The sequence below is a fragment of the Francisella salina genome (assembly GCF_000219045.1).
In the GTDB taxonomy this organism is placed as follows: Bacteria; Pseudomonadota; Gammaproteobacteria; order Francisellales; family Francisellaceae; genus Francisella; species Francisella salimarina.
Genome location: NC_015696.1, coordinates 147,248 through 166,919, shown reverse-complemented (window position 1 = coordinate 166,919; position 19,672 = coordinate 147,248). Strand labels below are relative to the sequence as shown.

The following is a 19,672-nucleotide window of genomic DNA, read 5'->3' as shown; positions in this document are numbered from 1 at the left end:
TTCTAATAAAAATTTTACAGATGTCATATCAAGCATTAGCTCGTAAATATAGACCACAATCATTCTCAGAAGTTGCAGGACAACAGCATGCGCTTAATAGTCTAGTACATGCTCTAGAAACACAAAAAGTCCATCATGCCTATTTATTTACAGGCACTCGTGGTGTAGGTAAAACAACACTTGGTAGATTACTAGCAAAATGTCTAAACTGCAAAACTGGTGTTACAGCAGAGCCATGTAACAAATGTGAAAACTGTCTAGCAATTAATAATAATAGTTTTATAGATTTGATTGAGATTGATGCTGCATCGCGTACAGGAGTCGAAGAGACAAAAGAGATTCTAGATAATATCCAATACATGCCATCTCAAGGTCGCTATAAAGTATATCTTATAGATGAAGTTCACATGTTATCCAAACAGAGCTTTAACGCACTACTAAAAACATTAGAAGAGCCACCTGAATATGTCAAATTTATATTGGCAACCACAGATTATCATAAAATACCAGTCACAATACTTTCACGTTGTATTCAACTACATCTAAAGCATATCTCACAATCAGACATCAAGGATCAGCTAAAAGTAGTTCTTAATAAAGAAAATATAAGCTCAGATGAGCAATCACTAGACTACATTGCTTATCATGCAAAAGGTAGTCTAAGAGATGCTCTAAGTTTACTTGACCAAGCTATAAGCTTTTGTAGTGGTGAACTTAAGCAAGCTCAAATTAAACAAATGCTTGGGATTATAGATAGTGAAGAGGTCTATAATATTATCGAAGCCATTATAGACAACAACCCAAGTGCGGTATTACCTGCTGTAAAAAATTTAACTCTTACAGAAAGCAATGCTGATGCAGTGCTAGATAGAATCGCTGAGATATGGTTTGCTTGCTGTATTTATAGTTTTACACAGTCGCTAGATGCCATAAATGATATTGATGTTGATATCATCAATAAGGTTCTTGGCAAAATATCAGTAGAACAAGCACACTTCTTATATCAACTGACTATCACAGCCAAAAAGGATATCTCCCTTGCACCTAGCTTTGAGACTGGAGTGACAATGGCTGTACTTAGACTAATAGCTTTCCAAAAAAAAAACTTAACTAGTAACCACTCATTAACAACTAGCTCAAATATCTCTTCAGAGACTAAAAATGACATCAAAGCCCTAAAGAATGCTTTGCAGCCACAGCCACAGCCACAGCCACAGCCACAGCCACAGCCACAGCCACAGCCACAGCCACAGCCACAGCCACAGCCACAGCCACAGCCACAGCCACAGCCACAGCCACAGCCACAGCCACAGCCACAGCCACAGCCACAGCCACAAAGGCAGCATAGCATACCAACTAGTAAAAACAACTCTTCTGAACAACCATATATGGAGAATGTACAAGAAGAATCTTTAGATAAGAAATGGTTTAATCAACTTACAAGAATTAAGCTAAAAGGATTCACTAAAACATTAGCATACAATAGCCACTTACTTAACGAGTCTGATGAATCTTATGAAATTCAGCTAAATGATGATGCAAAAAAAATTCTTGAGCTTGACCCTCAAAGTTTAGCTAAACTTCAATCAGCTATTAGCCAATATTTGAATAATCCAAGCTTTAGATTAGATATTAAAAACCTACCAAGCATTAACGCTAACTCTAATAGCAAGTCTCCAGCTGAAATAAAAACTCAAAGAGCTATTAAAAAAATTCATAATGATGAAAATGTCAAACTTGTTAAGGAAGCCCTTAATATAGATATTAAAAATGAAGATATAATTTTAACTGATTAAAAGAAGTTATATCAAAACATCAACCTGTTGTTTTATTGCATCAAAATTAGCTTTAAAGTCACTATTTTGTTTCAATGCACTATATACAACATTACCCATCACTCTCCCAGCCTGCACATCACTTCTCCAATGAGCACCGCAGATCACTCTACTATCTCCATAGTCCACTCCTCTAGCCAAAATTTGCTCCCTATAATTAGGTAGAAGATCAGCTATCGTATACGCAACAACCATACCCCTTGTTGAATGTGCTGAAGGGTATGAATGATGTGGATCAGGGTCAGAACTAGGATCAGAATCAGAATGAGTACAAACATTCTTACTGTAATAAACGTATGGACGCTGTCTTTGATAATGGTCTTTTGCCTCTGTTGTAGAGTTTTTTCCATCATGAATAACCTTTTGGAAAAAGTCAGAATGGCTCTTTAACAGTTGCTTAAGTTGCTCTTTCTTTTCTTCTGAAATATTTGAATCCAAAGGCAAAGCATCTATAAATATGTTAATAAAATTATCTGGATCTGTATTAGCATCATTAATAGCTTGACTATATCTCTCTTTAGATATTTCTTTTGCATTAAAAAAACGACTCTCTACAAAAATTTGATTTGATATGTTCTGATCTTCTGCAAATGATGGTAATAAGTTTGAAACTGGAACAGGTACTTTTGATGCAGGTTCATTAGGTGTTTCAGGAGGAGGTGGCAATATTGCTAAACCATTAGGAAGCTTATCTCCACTTAAAAAGCCATCCCCTGCTGCGAAAGCTATAGTCGCACAAACAAAAGAAAGCAATACTATTATTTTTTTCATATTTTTGTATTTCCTTATTTTTATAAATATTCAGGAATTATACAAAAATGAATCAATAAGACTAAATATATACTATTGATAACAATAATAAGAAAATCTTATAAGGGTTAGATATATTCCCACGCATCTTTATCAGCAAGAATAGCATGTAAGAGTTTATTATTAAGGGTATGACCAGATTTAAAGCAATTAAAATGTCCTAGTATATAACCACCAACATAAAAGTCGCCAATTGCATCTAACAGCTTATGTCTTACAAATTCATCTGCATATCTCAAACCACCATCATTAAGTACACCATCATTTGAAATACCAACAGCATTATCAAGTGAGGCTCCTTTTGCAAGATTGTTTTGGTGTAAGTATGCAAGCTGCTCGTAGAAGCCAAAAGTTCTAGCCTTTGAAACCATCTTAATATACTCATCTAGGTTATACTCAAATAGTATATGATCATTTGTCGCAGCAATTACAGGATGATCCCAATCAATCTTAAACTCATACTTAAGATTATCACTAGGTAAAACTTCTGCAAATTTATCTTCATGCTCAACTCTAACAGGCTTTAATATCTTTATACCTTTACGATTAGATTCTTGCTCAACGATACCAGCTTCTTTTAATAGCTGAGTAAACTCATAAGAGCTTCCATCCATCACTGGTAACTCTGGTGCATTAACTTCAATAAGGACATTATCAACCTCAAACATCGCAAATGCAGACATTAAATGTTCAATAGTCGATACCGATAAGCTCTGATCACCATCCTTTGTTAATAAAGTACACATTATAGCTTCTTTAATATTAGATGGAGTTACTTTGATATCAACTACAGGGCTAAGATCAGCTCTACGAAATACTATGCCAGTATCGACATTTGCAGGTTTAACAACCATAGAAACATCAATACCGGAATGCAGACCGATACCCGTAACCGAAAATTCTTTTGTTATAGTTTTTTGCTTCATATTTACTCTCTATTATTAAATTTTAACACTTCAATTTAGCTAACATAATATAGCAATGACAGTAGCAACCTTGCAGATTATCATATACTACAAAAATATAATTACTGTAATCGATAAATTAAATTATATATATCAAAAAATCATATTGATATAGAATCACTGAGATTTTAAGGCTATATCAATATATTTAAATTACTAGAGTTATAAAGAAAAATTATCTTCTTCTAAGGAAACTTGGAATATCTGATTTATTAACATCTTCAGATTCTGTTTTTGGAGTACTAGCAGAAGAGCTAGATACATCATCATTCCTAGAGAAAGATGGTGATGGTTTACTTGAGAAACTTTGAGGTTGACTAGAAGTTGTCTTTTCTACACCAAAGCCTCTTTTCATAGCAACTTTTTCAATACCAGTAACTACAACTGTCACTTTCATAGAGTCTGTCATATCAGGATCGATAACTGTACCAGCAATCACAATAGCTTCATCTGAGATGAATGATCTAATTACTTCACCAACTTCTTCAAACTCACCAATTGACATATCCATACCAGCCGTTATGTTTACAATAACACCTTTTGCACCATCAAGATTAATATCTTCTAATAACGGGCTAGAAATAGCAGCCTCTGCAGCTTCTCTTGCTCTATTCTCACCATTAGCTTCACCCATACCCATCATAGCTAGACCCATATCAGTCATCACAGCTCTAACATCAGCGAAGTCAACGTTAATAAGACCTGGCTTAGTAATAAGTTCAGAAACACCTTTAACAGCATTTCCTAATACATCATTTGCTGCATTAAATGCATCCAAAAGAGATGCTCCTTTGCCAAGAACACTTAAAAGCTTTTCATTTGGTACTGTAATAATTGAGTCAACATGTTGAGTTAATTCATCTATACCATACTCAGCAGCTTTCATCCTTCTAGGACCCTCAAATGGGAAAGGCTTAGTAACTACTGCTACAGTCAATATACCCATTTCTTTTGCCACTTCAGCTACTACAGGCGCACCACCAGTACCTGTTCCACCACCCATACCAGCTGTGATGAAAACCATATCAGCACCTTCTAGAAGTTGCTCAATTTTTGCTCTATCTTCAGTTGCTGCTCTTTTACCAATTTCAGGATTTGCACCAGCGCCTAGACCTTTTGTAAGATTAGTACCAATTTGTAATACATTTTGTACTTTCGACTTTGATAATGCTTGACCATCTGTATTTAATGCAAAAAACTCAACATCAGTAACATCTTCACACATGTGCTGAACAGCGTTACCACCACCGCCACCAACTCCGACAACTTTAATTATGGCATTTGAGACCATTGAATCATTAAAATCAAACATATATTTACTCCTTTACTTTCGATTCATTATTGCTTAACTTAAAAATTATTTGAAAACCAACCTTTAACTGATGATATTATTTTCTTCTTCGACTTAGTGGTATTTTCATCAATCTCCATAACATCATCATCAATATTTTGATCATTACTTACATCACTATTTTCTGCAGCATACTTCAATAACCCAACTACTGTGGAGTATGATGGATTATGGACAACTTCACTTGCACCAGAAACCTCTATAGGACCACCAACCCTTACAGGAAGCTTAAACATATCCTCTGCAAGTCTTGCTAATCCTTTTAGCTTAGCACCACCGCCTGTAAAGACAATACCTGAAGAAATAACCTCTAATAAACGGTTCTGATCCAACTCACGATATAGAGACTCAAATATCTCTTCTACTCTTGCCTCTATTACAAGTGATGAATCTTGTAATGATATTCTCTTTTTAGCATTCCCTAATGAATTCGGTATATCTATCTTTTCATCCGGATTTTTAAGATATTTACTTGCTGCATAGCCAAATTGAAGCTTTAAGCTTTCAGCAGCCTCGATAGGTAATCTAAACACTTTCGATATATCAGAGGAGATACTACTACCACCAGTTTTAACACTTGATGTATAACATATACCGCCATCAGCAAAGACAGAAAAGCTTGTCGAGTCAGCACCAATATTCACAAGGCAAACGCCCATTTCTTTCTCATTGTCAGTAAGAGTCGCACTACTTGCTGCTAAATGCTCTACTACTAAGTTTTCTATAGCATAACCACAATTTGAAACGCATTTACGTACATTCTGTAACATCCTAGATGACGCAACAATAATATGTACATTAGACTCTAGTCTTACTGCAAACATTCCTATTGGTTCAGTGACTCCAGGCTGACCATCAACTATGTAGTCTCTCTGAAGAACATGAAGCATTTCTGTATCAGCAGACATCGGCACAGCTTTTGCTGTCTTAATAGCCATAGCCAAATCTTCTAAGCTCACCTCTCCATTTTCGACAGCTGCTAAACCATAAGAATTAAAGCCATTAATACTAGGCGCACTGACACCCAACGTGACTTCTTTAATATCGACTCCTGCTATGCTTTTTGCTTCATCTAAGGCTGCATTTAATGTTTCTATAGCCATTTCAAGATTAATAACAGAACCTTGTTTAATGCCCTTTGACTGCTTTTGGCTTACACCTAATATTTTTATACTGTTGTTTTCAGCAAGTTGTCCAATCGCAACGGTTATCTTGTGAGATCCCAAATCTACCGCACAAAAATTATTATTCCCAAAACCCATTTATTATAGCCCCAATCTAAGACAGATATTTTCTTACTTTCATACACTTACATTACATTATATGCTTATTATCATAGAAAACCAATAAAATAAATCTTTTTCTAGTTATACTTTACTGCAAAACCATCACTGTATCTCATATCAAAATATTTCACAGATTTGTAGTTTTTAACATCTTTATATGATTTAAAAAACAGATTTAGTCGTTTTTTTAATTTTATAGAACCTAGGAAAACTTCAATATCATCTGTAAGTAAGACACTAAACTGATTACCTCTGTAGGATATTTTGACTATTTGCATATTATTATTTTCAGCTACCTTATTTAACTCTTGTAGAGTCTCATAGATATAGTCCTTACCAGCATCATCATTACTATCTATGTATGGTAAATTTTGATCATAATTAAAAACAACTGGAGTGATAATATCCATATTATCAAGCAGAATTTGGTTATTATTCCAATACGCGACAGGCTTATGATCATAGACATATACAACTAAAGTTGAAGGCCAGACTTTCTTTACAAGGGTATAGTCAACCCCTTTCATATCATAAAAATACTTCTCAACAGTGTCAATATTAAGATCAAACCACTCTTTATCGTTTAAACCTATTATTTTATTAATTAAGTCCTGCTTTGAAATGTATACCAAACCATCATTAGAAACCACATCCACTCTTGAGATTTTTTTATCTGTCTTACTAGCAATAAAAATCACAGCACCAAAAATTATTACGAAAATAAAGCTTAGTATAAAAAATTTTTTAAAAATCTTTAGCATTGTGCCTGTTCTAATATTGATTTAACAAAGCTATCAAAATCAATCCCCTCAGCTGCCGCTGACTTTGGAGATAAACTATTCTCTGTCATACCTGGTGATGAGTTTATTTCCATAATATAAAAATCTCCTCTATCATCATATATAAAATCGACTCGAGCATGTCCTTTACACCCCAATAGGTCATAGGCTTTTTTGGCTAACTGGCGAACTTCTAGCTCTTTTTGCTCACATAATCCACTAGGTGCATGATATATTGACTTACCGCTATATTTTGACTCATAGTCATAGAACTCATTCAATGGCTCGATCCAGACAGATGAGTAAACATCATTATTAACAATAGCTACAGTTATTTCTTTACCAGTAACCCATTGCTCAATCATTACTTCACCATGCTCTGAAGCTTGTTTATATGCCTCCTCAAGCTCTTTAAAATTTTTTACTTTGAAAGTAGCTATACTAGATCCACCATTACTTGGTTTAACTGCAACAGGAAAACTAATCTCATCAGATTCCACTAATTTATCTGTAAGGAACTTTGCCATGGGTGTAGGCATACGATGGTGCATCCATATTTCTTTCGAGATCATTTTATCCATAGTTATGACACATGATTTCATAGTTGAGCCAGTATGCTTAATGCCTAGCATTTCAAGCAATGCTGCTACCCTACCATTTTCGCCATCTTCACCGTGCAATGCAATAAAACACTTATCAGGATTTAGCTCTATAAGTTTAGTAACTAAATCTTTTGAGCTTGCATCTAAGCCAGACGCATCATAGCCTTGATTTAGTAAAGAATCCAAAACTGCTTTACCAGATTTCAGAGATACTTCTCTTTCTGGAGAGTCCCCACCATATAGAACGACAATTTTTTCTTTTTGCATAAGTACCTAATTTCTTTTTTGTTTAAAAAAATCTCTTAAGAGCGTACTACACTCTTCAGTCATCACACCAGATGTTACTTTAAGGCTATGATTGATATTCTTGTTTTGATGCAGCTTTTCATGAGAAAAAGCCCCAACACGAGTATCACAACAAGCATAAATCAACTCAGATACTCTAGCCTGAACTAAACCACCCAAGCACATTATACATGGCTCTAAAGTAACATACAATTTTGTATTAACTAATCTATAATTTTGAAGTTTTTTAGCAGCCTCACGTAAAACTAAAATCTCAGCGTGTGCTGTTGGGTCGTTCATCATTATCGTTTTATTAAAATTTTGTGCGACTATCTGATCATCTTTGACAAGCACTGCTCCTATAGGAACTTCACCGGCATCATAAGCCAACAGTGCTTGCTCATAAGCCTTTCGCATATAGAAAATATTTTCATCTGGACAATTAGGCATAAAGTTTTAGAATTTTCTTCTTGAAGAATTTACATCTCTTAGATAAGATAATACATTACATAATTGTTTGCTAGTACTTTTTATATATAAACCAGTGGGTACTTGTCAAACTATGTATAACCAACCACACTGGAAATGGAAATCAAAAAATGTCAGAAAATTTCAAAGAACTATTTGAGCAGTCTCTGAAACAAACAGAGATGAGAATAGGTAAAATCATCGAAGCAACTGTAGTAAGCATAGACAAAGAATTTGCAATGATTGATGCTGGTCTTAAATCAGAATCTTTCATCCCTGTATCTTCTTTGAAAAATAACAACGGTGAACTAGAAGTAGCTGCTGGTGATAAAATCAACGTTGTATTAGAAGCACTGGACAATAGCTGTGGTGAAACTAGATTATCTAGAGATAAAGCTAAAAAAATCGAGCTATGGGATAGGATTGAAAATGCCTTCGAAAACAATGAAACTGTTCTTGGTAGAATCACTAATCATGTTCGTGGTGGTTACACTATGGATGTTGAGGGTCTAAGAGCATTCTTACCTGGTTCATTAGTTGATACAAGACCTGTCAAAGATGTTGCTCATTTAGAAGACAAGGATATCGAGTTAAAAGTTGTTAAAATCGATACTAAAAGAAATAACATCGTTGTTTCTAGAAAAGCTGTAATCGAAGAAAATAACTCTGGTGATAGAGATGCTATGTTAGAGAAAATCTCTGAAGGTGGCGTACTTCAAGGTATCGTTAAAAACATCACTGACTTCGGTGCATTTATCGATCTTGGTGGAGTTGATGGTCTACTACACATCACAGATATCTCTTGGAGCAGAATTAGCCACCCTACAGATGTATTATCTATAGGTCAAGAAATCGATGTTAAAGTAATCAAGTTCGACAAAGAGAAGCAAAGAATTTCTCTAGGTATCAAGCAGCTTGGTGAAGATCCTTGGTTAAACATCGCTAATGAGCTTCCTGTAGGTGCTAAGCTTATGGGTACAGTAACTAACATAACTGACTACGGTTGTTTTGTTAAGTTAAAAGAAGGTATCGAGGGTCTAGTTCACACATCTGAAATGGATTGGACTAACAAAAACGTTAATCCTCATAAAGCTGTATCTATCGGTCAAGAAGTTGAAGTTATAGTACTTGAACTAGATGCTGATAATCACAGAATTTCTCTAGGTATCAAGCAATGTAGAGCTAACCCTTGGAATGAGTTTGAGAAAAACTATAAGCCTGGCGATAAAGTAACTGGTAAAATCAGATCAATTACTGAATTTGGTGTATTTATCGGACTAGAAGGTGGTATCGACGGTCTTGTACACATCTCCGATGTTGCATGGGATAACCCAGCTAAAGCAATTAAAGAGCTTAAAAAAGGTGATGAAGTTGAAGCAGTATTAGTTTCTGTAAACACTGATCTTGAAAGAATTGCCCTTAGCATGAAGCAACTTTCTGAAGATCCGTTCAAGAACTTCATAAATATCCACCCTAAAGGATCTTTAGTGAAAGGTAACGTTACTAAACTACAAGATAACGGTGCTGTAGTTATGCTTGACGCTGACAATAACATTGATGGTTTCATCAGAATTTCTGAGATTTCTGCTGAGCATACTAAAAATGTTAGTGATGAGTTAAGTGAAGGACAAGAAGTTGAGGCTAGAATCATAAACATCGACACTAAGAAAAGAAGTATTGCTCTTTCTATCAAGGCTGTTGATGAAGATACTACGGCTGGAGCTAAGTCTAATTACAAAGTAGAGCAAATGACTCCTACAACTCTTGGTGACTTAATCAAAGAGCAACTAAATAAGAAGTAATACTTCTTCAATCTTTTAAAATCTAGATCTAACTAAACCCCATAAACTATTTATAGCTTATGGGGTTTTTTTATTCATAAAATATAATAAAATATCCCTAATTTATAAATCTGATAAAAATAGTATGCTCACAAAAGATTTGAATGAAATCATATCGAAAATCTCTGATAACCAGGCTGTTAGCATTCCAACTGATACGGTATATGGTCTAAGCTGCAGGATATCCAAAGATGCTGTTGCAAAAATTATCAGCTTAAAAAAAAGAGACTCAAGCAAAGGATTTATAATAATCTCACATAACTACAAGCATTTGTTAAAATATACAGATACTGCTGTGCTATCAGCACAGCAAATCAAAGAAATATGTTCAGTACAGGAGCAGCCCACGACATGGATTGTGCCAGGCAAAGAAAGCATACAGTGGCTAGCAGGAGGGAAACCAACTATTGCTATACGCTTAGTAACAACAGATATCATAACAAATATTTGTACTAAAATTGATGATGCTATTATTTCAACTAGTGCAAATATATCTGGACAAGATTTCATCAACAATTCTCATTCAATTAATAAAACTTTTAACAATATTTATACCTTAGAAAGAGAAGTTAACTCTTCACAACCGTCAAGAATTATTGATATAATCACTAGAGATAGATATAGGTAAGCACAGGCACTAAAAATTTGCTAATTATCTCAAAATATAATAGCATTAAGACTGCTGAATTCTTTTAAGCTTATAGATAAAAAAGGAATAAAATGGAAAAGATTAATCATAAAGATATACAAGATAAATTATGGAGCAATGAAGATGAAAGTAATTTATCTAACGAGCAGTATAATCAACTGCTAATTGAGCAATATAGAATATATGTTGAGCTAACCGACAGAACTAGCTATAGAAGAATTGTAATTAATTTATTCTTCTTAGTTTTCAACCTTGTTCTTGTAGGTACTGTTGCTTTGGCAATTAGTAATAACATTAATGTTGAGAACCCACCATCAGGCATACTTATTACTATACCTTATTTTGCCGGATTAGTATTCTGCTATGCTTGGTGGAAAATTATAAGATTCTTTAGACATCATATACAAATAAAAAACAGTATTGTTCCATCTCTTGAGAAGCGTCTTCCTTCAAAAGTATGGTTGACTGAGGAGCATATTGCTGAACAAAAAGGATCTTTCAAACCTATCAGAATACTCGAAATATATATGCCCTTCATCTTTATGGGTATTTATTCAGCACTATTCTTATTTGTTGAGCTTAACTGGCTTCCTCATACATTAAACTAATTTTATTTCTAAAAACTTTTCTCAAAATAAACTACTCTATTAGATTGCCTGTCGTTTCTTTTAGTCAGCTAACTATATTCATAGTAACAAAATAACTTAAAACTAGTACAATCATGTAAAAGTTACTGAAGTAAACTTAGCGTAGTATTTTATAGTTGTGATCATATAGAATTTAATAAAAATGGGGATTGATAGCTAGCAAGTAATTTTCTTTGCCTCCTTAGAAATATATTCATCATTAGTTTGCCAAAGTTGATTTAACCAAGTCTGGAAGTGCTCCTTATCAGCTTCGCTACTAAAATAATCTCCCATAGGTACTTCAGATATAGGGATTAAGTCTACTTTCACTTTGATCTGCTTAGTTCTTCTAGTCATATAATCCCATAAAGTCTGTTTAGGATTATCATAAACTATAGTCGTATTTAGAACCCCTACCATCCTATCTGAGAGACTTTTTAGAATAACTGCTATACCTCCAGCTTTTGGATTAAGTAAATTCTTATAGTTACTCTTAACAGCCTTTTGTGAGGTATATCTAGTACCCTCAACAAAGTTAACGATAGTTGTTGGTCTAGAGGATAGCTTTTTACAGTACTCAACAGTTTTTTTAATATCTTCGCCTTTTTTCTCTGGATGCTGCTTGAGATATTCTTTTTTATAGCGTCTCATCGCTGGAAACTCTAAAGCCCATGCAATCAACCCTAATACAGGTATAAAGAATACCTGAAACTTCATAAAGAATTTAGGAAAGGCTATTTTCTTATGAAAAATCATCATTAATATAAAAGTATCAAGCCAGCTCTTGTGATTGCATATAATTAAATAAGAGCCATTTTTATCCAACTCTTTATTCTGATCAACATCAATTTCAGTAGGTGATAAAAATCGAGCAATAAAAATAACAACACTTACCCATACACTCACAAAATATTGAACTGCTGAAGTACAAAAATACCTTATACCCTTTATCGGCACCAAAAGCTTAATTAATGAAAAAATAAATACTGGTATAAAAGTAATTATAGCAGTAGACATCAAACATACTATCGAGAATAGTCCATAGTAAGCATACCTAATAACATTTATCATCAAAGATTATTAAAAATTACTGATTGTTAGCTTAAATATTATCATTAATAAAAACTTTTTTGAAAGACTATAAAAGATATTAATCGTTTTTAACTAATATTGCTTAAGTAAAGACTTTATTATTAAGTGACTATCACTATCTATCATGACGGTTATAGCTCCATTATTATATGTGTCAAATATCCTTATCCGACTACTTTTATAAGCCTGTTTATTCAATGGCTTATCAGATATGTATACTAGGTAATCAGTATTTGATTTTAAAAATTTAGTACTAAGGATTAAAGGACTAATCACTATATTTGGATTAATAATTCTATTGTATAAAGTGTAAATTTGTTGGTGATCTTTAGTACTTGAGTTATCTACAATTAAGAATTCTTTATTTCCATGTCCAATAGTTATAAAGCAACTTTCATCATTAGAAAGAAACTTTACTTTTGTATCCCCAGTTAAGTTAAAATTATTTTTATAGCTACAGCTTTGATGTTTTCTGTTAGTTTGTAAATTTGTAACAACTTGTTTAACAGAGACTACTTGTTTAATAAAATTAAAAACCAAATCATTATCACTTGAACCAACCACTACTAAATAATTAATTTGTTTAATACCTACTAGCTTAACGTAGTTACCTAAAATATTTGCCAACACATATTCATTCTCTAAGTTTTCAGCTGAAATATATAGAAGACTATTACCATTTTCTTCAACTAATATCATTAAATTTTTAGTATCAAAAATATGTATCCTAAAGTATTGATATTTCTCTGAAGTATTTTCTGAAGATTGCAAAAACACTAAGCATAAAGCTAATCCAAGCAGTCTGATTGAATTACTGAATGGGAAAATAACTAGAACAGTCCCAAAAATAATAATTATAAGACTAAAAAATGAAAAATAACTCCAATACTCAATAAAGCCAGCATAACTCGTCAAAAAGCTTAAATAATAAATTGATAATTTAATAATTAAGCTAGGAATGATCCACAAACTTAATCCAACATAAGATAGTAGTAAACACACTAACAGTAATGGCACTATAACAAAACTAACCAATGGAATTGCAACGATATTTGCTAAAATCGAAATAACTGAGAAACCGCCAAAATAATAAACTGAAATTGGCACTAAAAAGATTGCTAGATAAATTTGTGCAAGTAATGTTTTTGTTAATTTTGATTTATATTGTTGTAACACTATAGAGATAATAACCAAGAGCACAACAGCTGAAAAACTCAACCATAGGCTCACACTATATATTGATTCAAAATTAACCAACATTATAATGCCTAAAGCAACAATCAGTGATTTAACTATCGAAATACGCCTACCCAAAAGCCAAAATAATGCTACCACTAGAAGCATTATCAATGCTCGTTGTGTTGGCAAACTAAAGCCCGCTAATAAACTATATATAAAAGCTACTATGACAGAGCTAATAACACCTACATACTGTGCTGGCAGCTTGCGACATAAGCGTGGTGATAATGACCATAAGCCTCTAAAAATAACAAAAGCAATAAAAGCCAAAAGTCCTATGTGTAATCCTGAAATCACCATTAGATGTGATGTACCAGAGCTTATCAATAGATTTTGCTGAGATTGACTAAACTCTTTATCGCCAATAAGTAATGCTAGAATATAAGGTTTAAGTTCATTTCCTTGCAAATCTTTTTCTAGTTTATTAAATAAGTAATACCTTATCCTTTCGGGCAAGTATAAGCTTGCAGTACCTTTGTAGATAATATCCGTATTATCCACCATCCGCCCTATGGCAACGATATCATTATGATCTAAATATTCAGAATAGTTAAAAGCTTCTACATTATCATACTCATGAGGCTTATATACTTTTGCTTCTAACTCTAACTTATTTGCTGGTACTAAATAATGGCGATATGATCTGTTAACCTTTAGTAAGACATCTCCGTATTTATAGCTATGAAAAATAAACTTATAATCGTTACCTTCTAGTCTGGGAATACTACTGATAACACCAGTGAGAAGAATATTTTGGTTATATTTAAAATCCTCAATCCTATCATATGAATAGCAAGAGCAAACACTTACAAACAAAAGCATTATGAGTAAACATTTTTTGTATAACATATAACAAGTAAACGACTCTTTTCCTGCTTTTATATTAGCTTAATTCAACGATAACTAATAGCTGAAAAAATACCAAACTTAGTCATGATAAAACTTCAAAAAAACAACTTACTTATACATCAATAAACAAAAATATTTCTTTACTACCAAAATACAATTTTTTTAACTAGTTATATTCTATGTTTTGAATATAAAAAAGCAATTAGAATATACTCTCTTACTGTTAATAAAAACCATTAAAAATCATAGTACTGATAAGAATTTATCATGATAGTGATGCTGCTTAAAATGATTCTTATAAAAAAACTCAAGTTAATCGACTCTTTCTAAGATAATTACTATAAAATCTGCTAAAACATATTGCAAAACATGATTTATAGCGCTAGAATCTCCGCAAAAAAGCGCTACTGTAGTAGCAACCTCTCACAAGGAGGCATCAAATGTTTATAACTCACACACTACAACCTCCGAGTTGTTAGTCACAACTAACTTCATATAACTAATTTTGTGTAATCAGCTCAAGGGCTATTTTTAACCAAATATATCCTTAGGTTGTCTGTATAGGGATAGTTGTATCTAAAGCTAAATTACTTAAAAATAGTCTATTTATTTAATTCAAGATAATGAATTAGAAATAGACTTGTAATACTTTTATAGCCATTAAGATATATAAGCCCTATAAGTTCATATAATCACAAAATTAGTAACTCTAAGATAACTTGATTCGATTACTAAGGAGAATAATAATGTTCGCAAGTTATACAATAACAAAAAAGAGATTTCTACCAAATAAAGCTGATGTGATTATAGTAGCTTTAATATTAGTTGTTAGCGCACTAGCTTATTATGCTTGGAATGATATGCATCAATCATTTATTGATGCTTCATCAGTTTCAGCAATATCACTTGATCCAAGCCACTTACCATACTATATGTTGCGTACTACTATGCGATTGATTATAGGTATGATATTTTCATTTGCTTTTGCATTGATAGCTGGATATGCATGCGCTAAGAATAAACACTTCGCTAGAGTATGTTTGCCAATCATAAATTTCCTAGAATCTGCACCTTTATTAGGATTTTTGACATTTACCACCGCGTTTTTTATTTTTCTATTTCCACACTCAATTATGGGTTTAGAAGCTGCAGCAATCTTTGGGATATTTACATCTCAAGCTTGGAATATGGCACTAATCTTATACCAAACTATACGAATAGTCCCTGCAGAGCTAACAGAAGCTGCAACTGCGTTCAAACTCAACGCATGGCAAAAATTTTGGAAGATTGAACTACCTTATTCGGTACCTGGTTTACTTTGGAATATTATGGTTTCTCAATCAGCTGCTTGGTTCGCTATCACAGCTAGTGAAGCTATCCCGACTATCACAGGCGATGTTAGCTTACCTGGTATAGGCTCGTATATAGTACTGGCATTAACTGACTCAAATATAACAGCTATCTTATATGCTCTTGTGGCCATTATCATTAATATAGCTCTATTTGATCAGCTACTTTTTAGACCTTTAGTCAAATGGTCAGAGAAGTTCAAATACGAATCTATCAACAATAAAACTACAGATAGCCCTTGGCTTTATCGCTCATATAAAAAATCTCAACTTGTAAATACTATAAAGCCAATTTTCAGCACTATTGTATTTTGGTTAATTAATGGTGCTAGCTTTTTAAATAAAAAAATTAATCTCAAATCACCGATTAGAGATATCAAGATATTGAAAAAGCTTAGCTGTACTGCTTGGTATATAGTAATTATCTCAGCATGTGTATGGGCAGGTAATGCTCTGTGGCACTTCTTCCCAAATGGTGATATGAGTTATTTGATACCACTGATGATAGAGACAACTGTTCGTGTGACTATCTCCATGATGATAAGTGTCGCTATATGCACACCATTAGGTATATGGATAGGTATGTCGAGCAAACGTACAAAAGCTATTCAACCAATAATACAAATAGGCGCAGCAATACCACAACCGATATTTTTCCCGATTGTTGCTGTACTTATATTAGGCGGTGGTGGATCGCTAAATGTTTGGTGTATTCCATTAATAATGACAGGAACCTCTTGGTATGTACTATTTAATGTAATTGCGGGTGTCTCTAGCCTGCCTACAGAAATAATAGAAATGACAAAGTCTTTCCATCTAAAAGGTTGGAAATGGTGGTTTAAGTTTGCAATACCTGCTGTATTTCCATATATAGTCTGCGGAATTATTAGTGCTGCAGGTGGCGCTTGGAACTCGGCAATTGCAGCTGAATTGGTAATATGGGGCTCAAATACTATTAAGGTAGATGGAATTGGTGCACTGGTATCTACCACAACAGGCAATAACCAACTTCATGAAGCAGCCCTAGCAGTAGTTGCATTGTGCTCATTAGTGGCTTTGTGTGTGATATTTATCTGGAAGCCATTATATAAACTTGCTGAAACAAAATACAAATGTAACTAATCCATAAATATCTAAAAGGAGAATGAACATGACTGAATTTAAAAATAACACGTTAATAAATTGCTACGATATTTGCCTAGATTATAAGCAAGATAAAAAGAGTAATTGAAAATCTAACTTTAAAAGTAAGAGAAAATGAGATAATCGCTATAGTTGGCAAATCAGGAGCAGGCAAATCTAGTCTTGTAAGAATATTAAGCGGACTATTAAAACCAACTTCTGGAAAACTTTTTTATAAGGGTTCGGCTATTGATGGTCCTTTAGAAAGCATCGGCATGGTTTTTCAAAACTTTGCCCTCCCCATGGCTAAATGTTTTAGAAAATGTTCTTTTTGGTGCAGACTCTCTTGGTATACCTAGATCACAAAGCAAACCTAAAGCTCTAGAGATTATCAAAAAGATTGGCTTAAATGATTTTGAGGATGCCTATGTAAGCGAACTCTCTGGTGGCATGAAACAACGCGTGGGATTTGCTAGAGCACTAATGATTGAGCCAGAGATTCTATTTCTTGATGAGCCTTTCTCATCACTTGATATAGTCACTGCCAAAACTTTAAGAGATGACATTATGCGTCTATGGCATACTGGTCAGGCTAAGACAAAAGCCATTGTTCTTGTTACACACAATATTGAAGAAGCTGTAAATATGGCAGATAGAGTAATAATTCTCGATAGTAATCCAGGACGTATAGCATCAGAAAAAACTATAGAACTTAACTATCCTCGTGATCTCGAATGTGATTCAACTAGAATAGTTATTAAAGATATTAGCTCGACTCTACATGCTATTAATCAGTAATGAAAAAACTGTGCAATAATGCTTTGTATGAATATCTGAATACAAAATAGACCAATTAATACAATAATTGGAGAAAAATCAAATCCTGAATTAGTTGGTTTGATTATATTTCTAGCTCTTGATAATAATGGCTCCGTAACTTGATATATAACCATAATAATTGGATTATAGCCTCCTTGAACAAACCAACTAGATATTGCTCTTATTATTATCAAATATACATACATATTAATAACTGCAAAAACTATATCAATCAGCGGTTTAAAGAAAATAAACATCAAACTAAGACCAATACCATTTAATAAGCCTACAAGTAAGTCCTGCACCACAAAAACAATATACACAGCTACTATACATGACCAATCTAGATTCAAAAATCCTGGTATAAATTTTCTGAGAGGTAATATAGCAGCATTTGTCGCACGCATAATCATCTGACAAATTGGATTATAAAAATCTGCTTTTACCCACTGTAAGAAAAATCTAAACAGTAGTATAAAAGCATAAATGCCAAAGACAATATCTATCAAAAAAGTCGCTACATTAATCAAACCATTTAACATTTATATTTTCCTTTTATCTTTGCTGGCTAATAAAGTTCAAACCTGCAACTATCGCCTCTACTTGAGCAAGTATACATTCTTGAGGATTTGTTCTTGGGCTATCTGGATAAACCTCAGTCGTAGTTGTATACTCAGCTTTTGATAAAGACATGCATAATTTTTCTTTGTCTGAATCACAAGCCATAATCCCATCTCTGATAATATCATCACCTAATATATTTATGCTAGGATCAGTAGGAGCAATATGAGTAACTTTAGCTACTGCATCAATTATATATTTCTGGAAATCATAGTGTGGATTTCTATTATTAGCAACTAAATAAAATCCATCTGGAATACCCCACTTATCTATAGTTATACCCTCACGAGCTGCTAATGCTGGTCTAAATTCACTATCATCAGTATCTGTTGTCTCATGCAAATCTATATGCATCAGAAGTTCAATATTCAATGAGTTAATATATTTCATTGCAAGAACCGACTCATCACAACCACTCTCCAGATAGAATGATCTATTAGGATCCATAGCATTAGGATTCCAGCGGTTAATTGTTTCATATCCCCAAGGACTTAAGCAAGGCAGGATCAAGATATTATAATCACTTGCAAACTCTCTAGCTCTATTTGCAGCAAAACTAATAGCTCCTTGTACACCACTTGTTTCATAGCCATGCACTCCACCTGTAACTAAAACATAAGGCTTACTAGCATCCCAGTTTTTAGTTTTAAGTGCATACAACTTATAGCTGCCTACTAAATAATCTAATTCTCCATAGACATCGATATCAAAATCATTTGATAATGCTAAAATCTTTTTTTCAACTTCTTCTTGATACGATCTTTTTTTGCTTTGCTCAGATAACCATTGTTTTTTTTCTTCAGAGCCCCATTTTCTACCAGGCGTTCCGATATGATACTGTGTAGACATATTAATTCCGTATAATAATTTTATCTATGCAAATAGTATAACGATTAATAGGCCATCTCTGCAAAATTTTTATATATTATTTATTCGATCAATATATAGTACTGATATTTTTGACCAGAACAATTAAAGTATACAATATTGAATTTTTATGGCTGGGCTAGCAGGATTCGAACCTGCGCATGACGGGATCAAAACCCGTTGCCTTACCGCTTGGCGATAGCCCAACATAAGCACT

General features: G+C 33.4%; 16 protein-coding genes, 1 tRNA gene and 1 pseudogene. 6 read left to right on the top strand and 12 right to left on the bottom strand.

The window, feature by feature from the left end:
- Window positions 1–20 precede the first annotated feature (20 nt).
- A complete protein-coding gene (gene dnaX / locus F7308_RS00780; RefSeq protein ID WP_013921949.1) occupies window positions 21–1,796 on the top strand; it encodes a DNA polymerase III subunit gamma/tau in 1,776 nt (591 codons plus the stop codon).
- Window positions 1,797–1,802: 6 nt separating this feature from the next.
- Here the strand turns inward: dnaX and F7308_RS09880 are convergent, their stop codons facing one another.
- The 7 genes from F7308_RS09880 to tadA all read right to left on the bottom strand — a co-directional run bounded on the left by F7308_RS09880 (window position 1,803) and on the right by tadA (window position 8,363).
- A complete protein-coding gene (locus F7308_RS09880) occupies window positions 1,803–2,606 on the bottom strand; it encodes a phosphatase PAP2 family protein (RefSeq protein WP_013921948.1) in 804 nt (267 codons plus the stop codon).
- A 107-nt stretch (window positions 2,607–2,713) separates the two neighbouring features.
- Complete coding sequence (gene lpxC, locus F7308_RS00770) at window positions 2,714–3,571, bottom strand: UDP-3-O-acyl-N-acetylglucosamine deacetylase (RefSeq protein ID WP_013921947.1); 858 nt, start codon at window positions 3,569–3,571, stop codon at window positions 2,714–2,716.
- A gap of 214 nt (window positions 3,572–3,785) precedes the next feature.
- Window positions 3,786–4,922: a cell division protein FtsZ gene (gene ftsZ, locus F7308_RS00765; RefSeq protein ID WP_013921946.1), complete on the bottom strand. Its 1,137-nt coding sequence runs from the start codon at window positions 4,920–4,922 to the stop codon at window positions 3,786–3,788.
- A gap of 38 nt (window positions 4,923–4,960) precedes the next feature.
- A complete protein-coding gene (ftsA, locus tag F7308_RS00760) occupies window positions 4,961–6,223 on the bottom strand; it encodes a cell division protein FtsA (RefSeq protein ID WP_013921945.1) in 1,263 nt (420 codons plus the stop codon).
- Between the two features lie 101 nt (window positions 6,224–6,324).
- Entirely contained in the window at window positions 6,325–7,008 is a 684-nt protein-coding gene (locus F7308_RS00755) for a cell division protein FtsQ/DivIB (RefSeq protein WP_013921944.1), read from the bottom strand.
- Window positions 7,002–7,895 (bottom strand): D-alanine--D-alanine ligase, encoded by an 894-nt coding sequence (locus tag F7308_RS00750; protein WP_013921943.1) that lies wholly within the window; start codon window positions 7,893–7,895, stop codon window positions 7,002–7,004. The genes F7308_RS00755 and F7308_RS00750 overlap by 7 nt, the downstream gene beginning before the upstream one ends.
- Before the next feature lie 6 nt (window positions 7,896–7,901).
- Entirely contained in the window at window positions 7,902–8,363 is a 462-nt protein-coding gene (tadA, locus tag F7308_RS00745) for a tRNA adenosine(34) deaminase TadA (RefSeq protein ID WP_013921942.1), read from the bottom strand.
- Window positions 8,364–8,512: 149 nt separating this feature from the next.
- Between tadA and rpsA the strand changes: the two genes are divergently transcribed.
- The 3 genes from rpsA to F7308_RS00730 all read left to right on the top strand — a co-directional run bounded on the left by rpsA (window position 8,513) and on the right by F7308_RS00730 (window position 11,479).
- Window positions 8,513–10,183 carry a 30S ribosomal protein S1 gene (rpsA, locus tag F7308_RS00740; protein WP_013921941.1) on the top strand — a complete coding sequence of 557 codons (1,671 nt, stop codon included), beginning with the start codon at window positions 8,513–8,515 and terminating at the stop codon, window positions 10,181–10,183.
- A 124-nt stretch (window positions 10,184–10,307) separates the two neighbouring features.
- Window positions 10,308–10,850 carry an L-threonylcarbamoyladenylate synthase gene (locus tag F7308_RS00735; RefSeq protein WP_013921940.1) on the top strand — a complete coding sequence of 181 codons (543 nt, stop codon included), beginning with the start codon at window positions 10,308–10,310 and terminating at the stop codon, window positions 10,848–10,850.
- Between the two features lie 92 nt (window positions 10,851–10,942).
- On the top strand, window positions 10,943–11,479 hold the full coding sequence (locus tag F7308_RS00730) for an intracellular proliferation membrane protein RipA (RefSeq protein WP_013921939.1): 537 nt from the start codon (window positions 10,943–10,945) through the stop codon (window positions 11,477–11,479).
- Window positions 11,480–11,674: 195 nt separating this feature from the next.
- On the opposite strand, the gene F7308_RS00725 is transcribed toward F7308_RS00730, so the two are convergent.
- Together F7308_RS00725 and F7308_RS00720 are read right to left on the bottom strand one after the other, a co-directional pair.
- Entirely contained in the window at window positions 11,675–12,568 is an 894-nt protein-coding gene (locus tag F7308_RS00725) for an acyltransferase (protein WP_041263573.1), read from the bottom strand.
- Window positions 12,569–12,661: 93 nt separating this feature from the next.
- Window positions 12,662–14,677 carry a ComEC/Rec2 family competence protein gene (locus F7308_RS00720; protein WP_013921937.1) on the bottom strand — a complete coding sequence of 672 codons (2,016 nt, stop codon included), beginning with the start codon at window positions 14,675–14,677 and terminating at the stop codon, window positions 12,662–12,664.
- Between the two features lie 746 nt (window positions 14,678–15,423).
- Here F7308_RS00720 and F7308_RS00715 point away from each other — a divergent pair.
- Together F7308_RS00715 and F7308_RS00710 are read left to right on the top strand one after the other, a co-directional pair.
- On the top strand, window positions 15,424–17,148 hold the full coding sequence (locus F7308_RS00715; RefSeq protein ID WP_013921936.1) for an ABC transporter permease subunit: 1,725 nt from the start codon (window positions 15,424–15,426) through the stop codon (window positions 17,146–17,148).
- Window positions 17,149–17,176: 28 nt separating this feature from the next.
- A pseudogene (locus F7308_RS00710) lies at window positions 17,177–17,946 on the top strand (ABC transporter ATP-binding protein).
- Here F7308_RS00710 and F7308_RS00705 read toward each other — a convergent pair.
- The 3 genes from F7308_RS00705 to F7308_RS00695 all read right to left on the bottom strand — a co-directional run bounded on the left by F7308_RS00705 (window position 17,940) and on the right by F7308_RS00695 (window position 19,661).
- Complete coding sequence (locus tag F7308_RS00705) at window positions 17,940–18,509, bottom strand: YggT family protein (protein WP_013921934.1); 570 nt, start codon at window positions 18,507–18,509, stop codon at window positions 17,940–17,942. The pseudogene F7308_RS00710 and the gene F7308_RS00705 sit on opposite strands and share 7 nt — an antisense overlap.
- 13 nt (window positions 18,510–18,522) lie before the next feature.
- Window positions 18,523–19,437 carry a M14 family metallopeptidase gene (locus F7308_RS00700; protein ID WP_013921933.1) on the bottom strand — a complete coding sequence of 305 codons (915 nt, stop codon included), beginning with the start codon at window positions 19,435–19,437 and terminating at the stop codon, window positions 18,523–18,525.
- A 149-nt stretch (window positions 19,438–19,586) separates the two neighbouring features.
- Window positions 19,587–19,661 (bottom strand) — tRNA-Gln (locus F7308_RS00695).
- Window positions 19,662–19,672 lie beyond the last annotated feature (11 nt).

Coding starts and splice junctions, on each gene's coding strand:
- dnaX (WP_013921949.1), top strand. CDS start 21: ATGTCATATCAAGCATTAGCTCGTAAATATAGACCACAATCATTCTCA.
- F7308_RS09880 (WP_013921948.1), bottom strand. CDS start 2,606: ATGAAAAAAATAATAGTATTGCTTTCTTTTGTTTGTGCGACTATAGCT.
- lpxC (WP_013921947.1), bottom strand. CDS start 3,571: ATGAAGCAAAAAACTATAACAAAAGAATTTTCGGTTACGGGTATCGGT.
- ftsZ (WP_013921946.1), bottom strand. CDS start 4,922: ATGTTTGATTTTAATGATTCAATGGTCTCAAATGCCATAATTAAAGTT.
- ftsA (WP_013921945.1), bottom strand. CDS start 6,223: ATGGGTTTTGGGAATAATAATTTTTGTGCGGTAGATTTGGGATCTCAC.
- F7308_RS00755 (WP_013921944.1), bottom strand. CDS start 7,008: ATGCTAAAGATTTTTAAAAAATTTTTTATACTAAGCTTTATTTTCGTA.
- F7308_RS00750 (WP_013921943.1), bottom strand. CDS start 7,895: ATGCAAAAAGAAAAAATTGTCGTTCTATATGGTGGGGACTCTCCAGAA.
- tadA (WP_013921942.1), bottom strand. CDS start 8,363: ATGCCTAATTGTCCAGATGAAAATATTTTCTATATGCGAAAGGCTTAT.
- rpsA (WP_013921941.1), top strand. CDS start 8,513: ATGTCAGAAAATTTCAAAGAACTATTTGAGCAGTCTCTGAAACAAACA.
- F7308_RS00735 (WP_013921940.1), top strand. CDS start 10,308: ATGCTCACAAAAGATTTGAATGAAATCATATCGAAAATCTCTGATAAC.
- F7308_RS00730 (WP_013921939.1), top strand. CDS start 10,943: ATGGAAAAGATTAATCATAAAGATATACAAGATAAATTATGGAGCAAT.
- F7308_RS00725 (WP_041263573.1), bottom strand. CDS start 12,568: ATGATAAATGTTATTAGGTATGCTTACTATGGACTATTCTCGATAGTA.
- F7308_RS00720 (WP_013921937.1), bottom strand. CDS start 14,677: ATGTTATACAAAAAATGTTTACTCATAATGCTTTTGTTTGTAAGTGTT.
- F7308_RS00715 (WP_013921936.1), top strand. CDS start 15,424: ATGTTCGCAAGTTATACAATAACAAAAAAGAGATTTCTACCAAATAAA.
- F7308_RS00705 (WP_013921934.1), bottom strand. CDS start 18,509: ATGTTAAATGGTTTGATTAATGTAGCGACTTTTTTGATAGATATTGTC.
- F7308_RS00700 (WP_013921933.1), bottom strand. CDS start 19,437: ATGTCTACACAGTATCATATCGGAACGCCTGGTAGAAAATGGGGCTCT.